This is a genomic window from Polymorphospora sp. NPDC050346 (genome assembly GCF_040655695.1).
GTDB lineage: Bacteria > Actinomycetota > Actinomycetes > Mycobacteriales > Micromonosporaceae > Polymorphospora > Polymorphospora lycopeni.
This window is the reverse complement of sequence record NZ_JBFAKM010000036.1, coordinates 32,483-45,035: the sequence shown is the minus strand read 5'-3', so window position 1 is coordinate 45,035 and position 12,553 is coordinate 32,483. Positions and strand designations below refer to the sequence as shown.

At 76.8% G+C, this 12,553-nt stretch carries 5 protein-coding genes; 2 read left to right on the top strand and 3 right to left on the bottom strand.

Annotated features, from left to right (window positions below; all coding sequences use genetic code 11):
* Positions 1–22: 22 nt before the first annotated feature.
* Genes AB0I42_RS28945 through AB0I42_RS28935 form a run of 3 tightly spaced genes read right to left on the bottom strand, consistent with a single transcriptional unit; the run spans position 23 to position 7,015 of the window.
* On the bottom strand, positions 23–3,220 hold the full coding sequence (locus AB0I42_RS28945; RefSeq protein WP_357542100.1) for an amino acid adenylation domain-containing protein: 3,198 nt from the start codon (positions 3,218–3,220) through the stop codon (positions 23–25).
* 5 nt (positions 3,221–3,225) lie between these two features.
* The gene (locus tag AB0I42_RS28940) at positions 3,226–6,324 is read right to left on the bottom strand and encodes a condensation domain-containing protein (protein ID WP_357542098.1); all 3,099 of its coding nucleotides are present in this window, start codon (positions 6,322–6,324) and stop codon (positions 3,226–3,228) included.
* Positions 6,314–7,015, bottom strand: coding sequence for a DUF6875 domain-containing protein (locus AB0I42_RS28935; protein WP_357542096.1), 702 nt, complete (start codon positions 7,013–7,015; stop codon positions 6,314–6,316). Before AB0I42_RS28935 ends, AB0I42_RS28940 begins: the two co-directional genes overlap by 11 nt.
* A gap of 203 nt (positions 7,016–7,218) precedes the next feature.
* On the opposite strand from AB0I42_RS28935, the gene AB0I42_RS28930 reads away from it, so the two are divergent.
* The gene (locus tag AB0I42_RS28930; protein WP_357542094.1) at positions 7,219–7,815 is read left to right on the top strand and encodes a pentapeptide repeat-containing protein; all 597 of its coding nucleotides are present in this window, start codon (positions 7,219–7,221) and stop codon (positions 7,813–7,815) included.
* A 125-nt stretch (positions 7,816–7,940) separates the two neighbouring features.
* On the top strand, positions 7,941–12,482 hold the full coding sequence (locus AB0I42_RS28925; RefSeq protein WP_357542092.1) for a cation-translocating P-type ATPase: 4,542 nt from the start codon (positions 7,941–7,943) through the stop codon (positions 12,480–12,482).
* Positions 12,483–12,553 lie beyond the last annotated feature (71 nt).

The following is a 12,553-nucleotide window of genomic DNA, read 5'->3' as shown; positions in this document are numbered from 1 at the left end:
CCTCGGTGATAGTGGTGTTCGTTCATGGCCGTCGTGGGTCGTCGGCGTCGGGCAGGCTGTCGTCCCCGGCGACGGCGGCGAGGACGCCGGCGACCGTCGGGGTGTCGAAGAAGACGTGCAGCGGCAGGTCGACGCCGAGCTGCCGGCGCATCCGGGCGGCGATCTGGGTGACGCTGAGCGAGTGCCCGCCCAGGTCGTCGAAGAGGTCGTCGTGCGGGCTGATCCGGTCCACCCGCAGCACCTGCCGCCAGATCTCGGTGACGGCGGCGCCCAGCCCGTCCGGCTCCGGTTCTGCCCCGTCCGCCGCCGGTTCTGCCCCGTCCGGCTCCGGCTCCGCCTCGGCCGGCGCCGGCACGGTGGCCGGGGCCGGCAGCGCGGCCCGGTCGAGCTTGCCGTTCGGCGTGGTCGGCAGCGCCGCCAGCGGCACCACCACCTCCGGCACCATCCAGCCCGGCAGCGTCTCGCGCAGGAACCGGCGCAGGTCGGCGTCGGTCACCTGCCGGCCGGGCCGGAACTCGACGTACGCGACCAGGCGCGGCCGGCCGTCGTCGGCGCGGAGCACGACCGCGGAGCGGTGCACGTCCGGATGCCCGTCCAGGGTCGCCTCGATCTCGCCCGGCTCGACCCGGTGCCCGCGTACCTTCACCTGCCGGTCGATGCGGCCGAGGAACTCCAGCCGCCCGTCCGGGCGCCACCGGCCCAGGTCACCGGTGGCGTAGAGGCGCGAGCCGGGCGGGCCGTACGGGTCGGGCCGGAAACGGGCCGCGGTCAGCCCGGGCCGGTGCAGGTAGCCGCGCGCCACCCCGGTCCCGGCGATGTGGATCTCCCCGGGTACGCCGACCGGGGCCGGCCGCAGCAGCGGGTCGAGCACGTAGGCCCGGGCGCCGGGCAGCGGCCGGCCGATGGTGACCGCGTCGACCGGGTCGGGCAGTTCGGCCACGGTCGCCCAGACGGTGGCCTCGGTCGGCCCGTACAGGTTGAACAGCCGGCGCACCCGGGGCCGCAGCTCGCGGGCGAGCGCGGGTGGCAGCGGCTCGGCGCCGCACAGCGCCACGACCGGCTCGGCGAGACCGGCGTCGAGCAGCAGCCGCCACGTCGTCGGGGTGGCGTGCACGTGGCTGACCCCGTGCCGGCGGACCAGGTCGAGCAGGGCGGCGCCGTCGCGGGTGTCGTCGCCGGCGGCGAGCACGATCCGGCCGCCGGTGACCAGCGGCAGGAACAGTTCCGGCTTGGCCATGTCGAACGTCGCCGAGGCCAGCGCCAGCCAGCCGTCGGCGGGGCCGCTGGTGAGGACGGCGCGCATCGCGTCCAGCAGGTGCGCCAGCGACCGGTGGGTGACCTCGACGCCCTTGGGCCGGCCGGTGGAGCCGGAGGTGTGCACCACGTACGCGACCGCGTCCGGGTCGGCGGCGAGCACGTCCGGTCCGGTGGCCGGGCCGGACGGGGCGTCGACGTGGACCACCACCGGCCGGTGCGTGGCCGGGTCGTCGGCGGTGCCGGCGGCGGTCAGCAGCACCGCCGGGGTGGTGTCGTCGAGCACGTACGCCCGCCGGGCCGGCGGGTGGTCGGGGTCCAGCGGCACGTACGCGGCACCGGTGCGCAGCACCGCGAGCAGCCCGGCGAGCAGGTCCGGCGACCGCCGCAGCCGGACCGCGACCCGGGTGCCGGGGCCGGCGCCGGCGGCCCGCAGCCGGCCGGCGAGCGCGGCGGCGGCCCGGTCCAGTTCGGCGTACGTCGTCACCGCACCGGCGAAGACGACCGCGGGCGCGTCCGGGGTGGCCGCCGCCCAGCCGGCGACCAGCTCGGGCACCGTCCCCGTCAGCGGGCCGGCCGCCCGGCCGGTGGCTGGGGCGAGATGGCCGGTCGCCGGGGCGAGGCGGTCGGTGGCCGGCGCGGCCGGCTCGGCCGTCGACTGCCAGCCGGCCAGCAGCAGGCGGCGTTCCGGCTCGCCGAGCACCGGCAGCGCGCGCAGCGGGGTGTCCGGTGCGGCGGTCGCCGCGTCGAGCAGTGTGGTCAGGTGCCCGGCGATCCGGTCGACGCTGTCCCGGTCGACGCCGCCGACGGCGTGCTGGAGGTTGACCGTGGTCCGGTCCGGGCCGTCGACCACCTGCACGTGCAGGGCGTTGCGGGCGGCGTGGTTGAACGCGGTCCAGCGGACCTCGGTGCGCAGCCCGGCGAAGACCGGGTCGGGGCCGGTGCGGCGCCGGTAGCTGACCGACACCGGTGCCAGCGCCGGCCGGGGCCGCAGCCCGTCGACGGCGCGGGCCAGCGGCACCACCCGGACCGGGTAGGTGCGGCGCAGTTCGGCGCGGGTGGCGGCGACCAGGTCGGCGAACGGCCGGTCCGGGTCGGGGTGGACGGCCACCGGCAGCTCGTTGACGAACAGCCCGATCGCGTCGCGGGTCGCGGCGGTACGCGTACCGAGGTCGACGGCGACCGTCGGCGCGGCGTTGCCGTAGCGGTGCAGGACGGCCTGCACGGCGGCGAGCAGCACCTCGAAGCGGGTGTGCCCGGACCGGTCGGCGCAGCCGGCCAGCGCCGACCGCCGGGCCGGGGTCAGGTCGAACTCGACGGCCTCGCCGGGCTCGACCCCGTCCGGCACGCGGGTCAGCCCCGGCAGCACCACCGGGGCCGGCTCCCGCCAGCGGTCCGCCCAGAACTCGCGGGCGGCGGGCAGGGTGGCGGCGATCCGGGCCGCCTCGTCGGCGGCGTGCCCGGCGTACGGCACCGGCGGGATGGGCGCACCGGTCGCGCCGGTGACCCGGGCGCCGTACGCCGCCGCCAGCTCGCGCAGCAGCACGTCCTTGGACCCGCCGTCGAAGACCAGGTGGTGGGCGACGACGAGCAGCAGGTGCTCGGTCGGGGCCAGGCCGAGCAGGGTGAACCGGACCAGCGGGCCGCGCCGGAGGTCGAACGGGCGCAACGTCTCGGCCCGGACCACGGCGGCGACGTCGGCGGGCCGCACCTCCCGCCGGGTCAGCCGGGGCGGGCCGGCGGCGACCAGCGCCAGCTCGCCGTCGGTGTCGTCGAAGGCGTACGCCAGCACCGGATGCCGCCGTACGACGGCGTCGCAGGCGTCGGCGAGCGCGTCGGCGTCGAGCGCGCCGGACAGCCGTACCGGCAGCGGCATGTGGTAGGCCGACCCGGCCGCACCGATCCGCTCGGTGAACCACAGCCCGTGCTGGGCGGCCGAAGCCGGACCGAGTCGCGGTAAGTCCACAGTGGTCACACTACCTCCGTCTCCGGGAAGCGCTCGCCGGTCAGCTCCGACACCGGTGTCGTGGCGCCGGCCGGCAGCGCGTGCAGCAGGCGCAGCAGGCCGGCGGCGAGCCGGCGCGGGGTGGACCGGTCGAAGGCGTACGAGTTCCACAGCAGCCAGCCGGACAGCGAACCGTCCGGCTGTTCGACCACCGCCAGCTCCGGTACGCCGAGGTCCGGCTGCCCGTCCGGGGTCGGCCAGTCGGCGTCCAGCGCGCGCGGCAGCGGGAACCCCTGCGAGATCAGGCCGGGGAAGTGCGGGTCGCCGCCCCAGCTCTCGAAGCGCAGCCAGGCGGCGGCCGGGAAGCGGGCGTAGAACTCGGCGAACGGGTAGTACTGGTGGTCGACGGCGGCGAGCGTGGTGGCGCGTACCCGGTCGAGCAGGTCGGCGAAGGTCGGGTCGCCGCCGGCGTCGATCCGCAGCGGCAGCGACTGCACCAGGCAGCCGACCAGCACCTCGAACTCCGGCCGGCCGCGCCCCGGGACCGGGGACATGACGACCAGGTCCGGCACCCCGCTCCACCCGGTCAGCACCGCCGCCCACGCCGCCGTGACCAGCATCGCCGTGCTGGCGCCCCGGTCCCTGGCCAGGGCCCGCAGCCGGCCGGCGGCGTCCGCGTCGACCCGGAACTCCAGCGAGTCGCTGTGCAGCCGGACGGCGTGCCGCCGGCCCGGGAACGGCGCGACGACGGCCGGCGCCCCGTCGAGGCGGTCCAGCCAGTAGCGGCGGGTGCGCGGCCACTGCGCCCGGGTCCAGGCCACCGCCTCGACGTACGGCACCGGCGGCGCCGGCAGGACGGGCCGGCGGCCGGTGCGCAGCGCCGAGTAGACCAGGCCGAGTTCGCGTAGCAGCACCCCCATCGACCAGCCGTCGAAGACCAGGTGGTGCACGGCGAGCCCGAGCACGTGGTCGGCGTCGCCGAGCCGGACCACGACCGCCCGTACCAGCGGCCCCTGATCCAGCCCGAACCGCAGTTCCCGGTCGGCGCACACCAGTTGCGCGGCGTGTGCCTCGTCGTCGGCGGCGGTGACCGTCACCGCCGGCGGGCAGTCGGCGAGCAGGTGGCCGCGAGGTGCCCCGCCGGCCGCGCGGAACACGGTGCGCAGCGCCTCGTGCCGGGCCACCAGCACGCCCAGCGCCGCCTCCAGCAGGGCCGGGTCGAGGTCGTCGGTGATCCGGATCGCGACGCTGATCGGGCCCGGGTCGCGGGGCTCGTCGGTGGCGTACATCCAGGCCAGGAAGTTGTCCTGCTGGGCGGTGAGCGGCATGTCCCGCCCGCCGTCGCCGTTCGTCTCCGGCGCGGCCGTCGCCGCCGGTGCTGCCGTCTCCGCAATCTCCACCGCCGGCCCGGCGGTGGTCGCGGCGGCCAGCCAGCCGGCCTGCGCGGCCAGCACCGGCCGGTCGAACACCACCGAGGCCGGTACGGCGACGCCGAACTCGGCGGCGGCCAGCGTGGCGATCTGGGCGGCCTTGAGCGAGTCGCCGCCGAGCGCGAAGAAGTCGTCGTGCCGGCCGGCCGACGGCACCCCGAGCACCCGGCCCCACAGCGCGGCCAGGGTACGTTCCGCCGCCGTCACCGGCGCCCCGTCGGCGTCGTCGGGCCGCCGGGCGAACAGGTCGCGCAGCGCGGCCCGGACCACCTTGCCGCCGTCGTTGCGCGGCAGCGCGTCGACCAGCAGCAGCCGCAGCGGCCGTTCCTGCGGGGCGAGTCGCTCGGCCAGGTGGGCCCGTAGCGCGTCGGCGGTGACCGGGCGGCCGGGCACCACCGCGGCGGCGACCATCGCGCCCAGCGTGGCGTGCGGCAGGCCGACCACGGCCGCGTCGGCGACGTCGGGGTGGTCGAAGAGCACCGACTCGACGTGCAGCGTCGACACCTTGAACCCGCCGGTCTTGACGGTGTCGCCGTCCCGGTCGACCAGGTGCAGGTAGCCGTCGGCGTCGAGGTGGCCGAGGTCGCCCATCCGGACCCAGCCGTCGCGGAAGACCCTGGCACTGGCCGCCGGGTCGCCGAAGTACGTCCGGGGCACGGTGTCGGCCCGCAGCCACACCTCGCCGGTCGCGCCGGCCGGCAGCGGCACCCCGTCCTGGTCGGTGATCCGCAGTTCGGCACCGGCGGCCGGCCGGCCGAGCGCGGTCGGCCGGTCCGGGTCGTAGACGACGGTGGTGTGGGCCGGGGCGGCCTCGGTCGAGGTGTAGTTGTTGACGACCGTGGCGCCGGGCAGGGCGGTGGTGAGGTCGCGGGCCACCGCGGGTGGCAGCGCCGCGCCGGTCGAGGCGACCAGCAGTACGTCGGACAGGTCGTGCCGCTCGGCCACGCGGGCGCGCAGGAGGTCGATCGCCATCGACGGCACCACGAAGACGGTCCCGGCCCGGTGCCGGGCGACCAGCGCGGCGAAGCCGTCGGCGTCGAAGTGGGGCGCCACCACGGCGGCCGGCCGGGCGGTCAGCGCCTGGACCAGCATGGTCTGCGCGGCGTTGGTGCCGATCGGGAAGGCGTGCACGAAGTGCCGGGAGTGCGCCAGTGGCCGGCGCCGCGGGCGCGGGGCGGCGCCGAACGTCAGGTTGGCGTGGGTGGCGGCCACCCCTTTCGGCCGGCCGGTGGTGCCCGAGGTGTGCACGATCTGGGCCAGGTCGCCGGGGCGTACGTCGCCGTCGGGCGGGCCGGGGGAGGCGGTCCGGCCCAGCCCGTCCGCGTGCACCGTCCACCATGGACCCCGCGGTGCCGTGCCGGCGTGCAGCACGCCGGTGGCGCCGCAGCCGGCGAGCAGGTCGGCGGCGGCCGGGGTCCGGTCCGACAGCGGTACGGCGACCCCGCCGGCCGCGGTCACCGCGGCGTACCCGACCGCGAAGTCGAGCCAGTCCGGCCCGCCGAAGACGAGCCCGATCCGGTCGCCCCGGCCCACCCCGCGGTCGCGCAGTTCGTGGGCGCCCGCGTCGGCGCGGGCCCGCCACTGTCCGAAGGTGAGGGTCCCCACCCCGTCGAGCACCAGTGCGACCCGGTCCGGCTCGTCGTCGGCCCGCGCCGCCAGCAGGGCCGGCACCGTCGTCGGGGGCTCAGCGCGCACCGGCACCGCCGGCGACGGGCTCGAGTCCGAAGCGGTCGACGGCGTCGCGTACGGTCGCCCGCAGGTGCGGCGGGATCTGGCCGGCGTGGCGGGCCAGGTAGGCGCGTACGTGGTCCGGGTCGTCGCGCAGGAAGAGGAAGTCGGTCGGCACCATGTGCCGGATCGCCAGCAGCGGGACCGGGCAGCGCAGCGCCGGGAAGTCCGGGTTCCACAGCCCGCCCTTGGCCGGCGGGCCGTCGTGGAACTCGCCGAGCATCAGCCCGTGCGCCACGAACCGCGACTTGAGCCGATCCTGGGTGCGGTCGACCACGAGGGGTACGTCGTCGGGCAGCAGGTCCGGGAAGACGATCAGGATGGTGGAGAACTGCGCGGCGGATCCGCGACGCGCGGCGAGGTCGACGAACCAGTCCCGGTAGGTGACCAGCAGCCGGTCCAGGTCGGCGGGGGCGTGTGTGCGGCCGGGGGCCACCGCCAGGTGGAAGACGTCGCGGTCCAGCGAACCCTGGGCGTACGGGCAGACGTTGCCGGTGCGCCCGAGGTCGGGGTGCGGTTGGCACAGGTACTCCCGGGCCCAGTCGACGACGGTGCGCAGCGCCCGCTCGTGGCCGCGTACCGCCTGGGGCGGCGGGTCCTGCCGCAGGTCCGCGACCTCGATCAGGGTGTGGCGGGCGTGCGCCGGGTGGGTCAGCATGTCAGCCCCTCGTCTGCGTACGCGGCCGGGCGATCCGGTTGCTCGGGCGACCGGTCCGTGCGCGCTGGCAGTCACGCTAGTAAGAGGCATGTGAATTAGTAAGTAGTCCTTACAGTGAAGTTGCTCGTCCTAACAGCCGGTGTCGGGATCGGACGAACCCCCGACTCCACCTCCACCGTCCGGCGGGCGCTACCGTGTCAGCCATGCCCGAACTGGTGGTGGAGGGGCGCGAGTTCGCCGACGAGGACTGGTACGGCGAGGACATGGTCGACCGCGTCTACTCCGGATGCACCTTCCGACGCGTCGACCTGACCGAGGCGACCACCCGCCGGGTCACCTTCACCGGATGCACCTTCGCCAACGTACGGTTCAACGCCTCCCGCCACCACGACACCGCCCTGGTGCGGTGCGTCATCGAACGCAGCGAACTCTTCGACGCCGAGTTCACCGGCTGCAAGCTCACCGGCAGCACCATCACCGACTGCGGCACCCGCCCGCTGCGGGTGACCGGCGGCGACTGGTCCTTCGTCACGCTGACCGGCGCCGACCTGCGCGGGGTCACGTTCACCGACGTACGCATGCGCGAGGTCGACCTGTCCCGCGCCGACTGCACCGGCGCCACCCTGACCGGCGTCGACCTGTCGGCGGCCACCCTCACCGGCGCCGACCTGTCCGGCACCGACCTGCGCGGCAGCGACCTCACCGCGCTCGACCCGTCGGCCGTACGCCTGTCCGGCGCCATCATCGACGCCGATCAGGCCGTCGTCATCGCCCAGGCCCTCGGCCTGCGCATCGGCTGACCCGCCGCACCCCGCCCCGACCGGCGGAATAGACCGCCCGGAACTGGGAAGCCCACGGGCCTACCGACAGGCGTGGGAGGCGACATGGCGTGGGGCACGGAGCCGCCGGCAACCGACAGCGATCGATGATTCCGACGGGGTGGCGACCCCTGGCGGCCGTCGGGCGGACGGCCGTCGCGCACGCCGGCGCCGTCGTGGCCGGACTGGCCCGGGCCGCCGGGATCAACCGGCGGGGTGTCTGGTCCCGGCCCGGCCGCCACCACATCGAGGTCCGGGGCGTCGCCGAACCGGCCGGCGGCCGGCTGGGCCGACGGGTCGAGGTGGCGCTGTCCAAGGTCCCCGGCGTGGCCTGGGCCCGGATCAACCCGCCGACCGGCCGCGTCGTCGTCGCCGTCGAACAGCCCGGGCCGAGCCTCGACCAGCTGATCTCGGTGATCAGCGGCATCGAGCGCAACGACGGCTACGCCCCCGACCCGGACATCGACCCGCCGCACCCGCCGGAGGAGGGGCCGCGTACCGGGCGGGCCGTCACCACCCTCGCCGCCGACGCGCTCGGCCTCGGCCTCGCCGTCGCGACCCGGGTACTGCCGTTCACCTCCCTGCCCGGCGAACTCGCCGGCCTGCTCAAGGTCGTCGACCTGCACCCCAGGCTGCACATGCTCGCCGGCAAGGGACTCCAGGGCGCCCCGCGCGCCGACTCGGTGCTGCCGCTGGCCGAGTCGCTGGCCCACGGACTGTCCGGCGGCTGGCCCAGCATCGTGCTCGACACCGGCAAGCGGCTGCTGGAATGGCAGGAGGCCCGCGCCGAACTCGCCGCCTGGGAGAAGGCCGAGGCACGGCTCACCGGCACCCCGGAACGGGCCACCGCGCCGTGCGTCGCACAGGACCGGCCGGTCGCCAAACCGGACGGCCCGGTCGAGCGGTACGCGGTCCGGGTAATGGCCGCCGGCGCCCTCGCCGGCGCCGCCACCCTGCCGTTCGGCGGCGCCAAGCGGGCCGCCGCCGTCGCCCTGTCCACCCTGCCGAAGGCCGCCGCCGCCGGCCGGGAAGGCTACGCCGCCCGGCTCGGGGCGCTGCTCGCCCGCCGGGGCGTGGTCGTGGTCGACCGCGACGTGCTGCGCGAACTCGACCGGATCGACACCCTCGTCATCGACCCCGAGGTGCTGCGGTCCTCGCGGGCCGTGCTCACCGACCTGGTCCCGCTACCGGCACCCGGCGGCCGGGCACCCGACGAGCAGGAGACCGTCGCCCGCGCCTTCGCCCTCTTCGACGCCGACGACCCCACCGGCCGGCACACCGCCGACGGCTGGGAACTCGCCCCGGTCGGCGACCTCGCCCCCGGCGCCGGCGCCGATCAAGCCGGCGAACTGCGGAAACGGGTCGACACCGTGCTCGGGCTCGCGCACGACGGACGGCTCGTCGCGCTCGCCGGCGCCACCGCCGAACCCGCCCGCGCCAGCCAGGTCCTGCCCGACGCCGCCCGCCGGGCCGGGCTGCGACTGGTCGTCGCCACCCCGGACACCGTCCCGCTGGCCTCGACCGTACGGGACCTCCAGGCCGACGGGGCGATGGTCATGCTCGTCTCCGGCGACCGGCGGGCGCTGGCCGCCGCCGACTGCGGCATCGGCACCGCCCGCGCCGACGGCCTGCCCGCCTGGGGCGCCCACCTGATCGTCGACACCGACATCGACGTCGCCGCCATGGTGGTCGAGGCCACCGGCGGAGCCCGGCGCATGATCCAGCAGTGCATCGTGCTGTCCGGCGCCGGCACCGGCCTCGGGGCGGTGACGGCGCTCACCAGCCCGCCGGGGGACCTGCCGGGCCGGTCCCAGACGCCGCTGCACGTCACGGCCGCCGTCGCGCTCGGCAACGGCGTCTGGCGCGCCAACGAACTGCCCCGCAACCCGCCGACGCCGCCCACGCCGACCACGCCGTGGCACCTCATGCCGGTACCGGTCGTCTTCGACCGGCTCGGCAGCGGGCCGGCCGGCCTCACCGACGAGGAGGCCGGCCGGCGGGTCCGGCAGACCGGCGGCGAACCACCCGTCGGCGTCGGCTTCGCCCGCGCCTTCGTCGACGAACTCGCCAACCCGCTCACCCCGGTGCTGGCACTCGGCGCCGGCCTGTCCGCGGCCGTCGGCTCGGTCGTCGACGCCGGTCTCGTCGGCGGGGTCCTGGCCATGTCGGCCCTGGTCGGCGCCGCCCAGCAGGCGGCCACCGAACACGCCCTCGGGCGGCTCTTCGCCCGCGCCGAGGTCACCGTACGGGTCCGGCGTGGCGGCACCGAACAGACCATCAGCGGCGCCGACCTCGTCCCCGGCGACCTGGTCCTGCTCTGCCCCGGCGACGCCGTACCCGCCGACTGCCGGGTGATCGAGGCGGTCGGCCTGGAGACCGACGAGTCGTCGCTGACCGGCGAGTCGCTGCCGGTGGGCAAGGACACCGCCGCCGTCGTCGCCGGCGAGGTCGCCGACCGCAAATCGATGGTCTACCAGGGCACCAGCGTCGCCGCCGGCCACGGCGCCGCGGTCGTCGTCGCCACCGGCGCCGACACCGAGGCCGGCCGCGGCATGGCACTCGCCCGCGGCGCCGCCCCGGCCAGCGGCGTCGAGGCCCGCCTCACCCACCTGACCAGCTCGTCGCTGCCGCTGGCCGCCGGTGCGGCGGTCGCCGTCGCCGGCGCGGGACTCCTGCACGGCGTACCGCTGGCCCAGACCGCGGCGACCGCCGCCAACCTGGCCGTCGCGTCCGTACCCGAGGGCCTGCCGTTCCTGGTCTCCGCCGCGCAACTCGCCGCCGCCCGCCGGCTCGCCGACCACGGCGCCCTGGTCCGCAACCCGCGCACCATCGAGGCGCTCGGCCGGGTCGACGTGCTCTGCTTCGACAAGACCGGCACCCTGACCGAGGGCCGGTTGCGGCTCGCCGGGGTCGGCGACCCGGGCCGGTACGCCGCCCTCGACGAACTGCCCGACGAACTGCGCCCGGTGCTGGCGGCGGCGCTGCGGGCCACACCCGAGGCCGACGACCCGGCCGACCTGCCACAGCAGACCGACGCCGCCGTACTCGCCGGTGCCCGCGCCGCCGGGATCGGACCGGACACCGGTTCGCCCGGCTGGCACCTGACGGCGGCACTGCCGTTCGAGGCGTCCCGGGGCTACCACGCGACCGTCGGGGGCCCGGACGGCGCCCTGCTGCTCAGCGTCAAGGGCGCCCCGGAGGTGGTGCTGCCACGCTGTTCCCGGCGGCGCGACCCCGGCGGCGACGTACCGCTGGACGCGGCCGGCCGGTCGGCGCTGCAAGAACTGCTGACCCGGCACGCCGCCGCCGGACAGCGGGTCCTCGCCGTCGCCGAGTGCCCGGTCGCCACCACCTCGTCGGTCGCCGACGGCGACGTCGAAGGGCTGACGTTCCTGGGCTTCGTCGCCCTGGCCGACGTCGTACGCGACAGCGCGGCACCGGCCGTCCGGCGGATCCGGGAGGCCGGCGTGCACACCATCATGGTGACCGGCGACCACCCGGCCACCGCCGCGGCGATCGCCGCCATCATCAGCACCGACGGACCCGGCCAGCGGGTCGCCACCGGAGCCGAACTCGACGCGCTCGACGACCCGGCGCTCGCCGAGCGCCTGGCCGCGACCGACGTCGTGGCCCGCTGCACCCCGGCCCACAAGGTACGCATCATCCAGGCCCTGCGTGGCGCCGGCCGGACCGTCGCGATGACCGGCGACGGCGCCAACGACGCCCCGGCGATCCGGCTCGCCGACGTCGGGATCGCGCTCGGCCAGCGCGGCACCCCCGCCGCACACGCCGCCGCCGACCTCGTCGTCACCGACGACCGGCTCGAGACGATCATCGCCACCCTGGTCGAGGGGCGGGCCATGTGGTCGTCGGTACGGCACGCGCTGAGCGTCCTGGTCGGCGGCAACCTCGGCGAGATCGCCTTCAGCGTCGTCACCGCCGCCGTCACCGGCCGTTCCGCGCTGAGCTCCCGCCAACTCCTGCTGGTCAACCTGCTCACCGACCTGGCACCGGCGATGGCGATCGCGGTCCGCCCGCCCCGCCCGGAGGCCGGCGTCGACCTGCTCGCCGAGGGCCCGGACGCGTCGCTCGGCGCCAGCCTCAACCGGGAGATCGGACTGCGGGCCGGCGCGACCACGTTCGGCGCCACCGCCGGCTGGACCCTGGCCCGGGCGACCGGCCGCCGCAAGCGGGCCGGCACGGTCGCCCTCGCCGCCCTGGTCGGCACCCAGCTCGGCCAGACGGTGCTGACCGGCGGCGCCAGCCCCGCCGTCCTGGCGACCGCGGCGGTGTCCGCCGGGGCACTGGTGGCGGTGATCCAGACGCCGGGGCTGAGCCAGTTCTTCGGGTGTACGCCGCTCGGCCCGATCGGCTGGGGGATAGCGACCGGCTCGGCGGCCTGCGCCACGGTGGCGAACACCGCCCTGGGCCGCCTGATCCTCCCCGGCACGAACCCCCGCCCCACCCCCGATCAGGCCGCCCCGGACGGCGCCGCCCCCGGTGCTACCCCCGCTTCCGCTGCCCCCGCTTCCGCCGGCGGCGCTCCCGCTCGCGCCGCCGCTCCGGATGGCCGCGCCGCTCCGGATGGCCGCGCCGATCAAGGGGATGTCTCGGGCATTACGGGGCAGGGTTCCGGCAACAAGTCCTAGATCGGCGCGCCCGGCCGGCGCGGCGAGGCCGACCGCCGCGTCGATCAAGGCCGAACCGCCCCGGTCGCGCC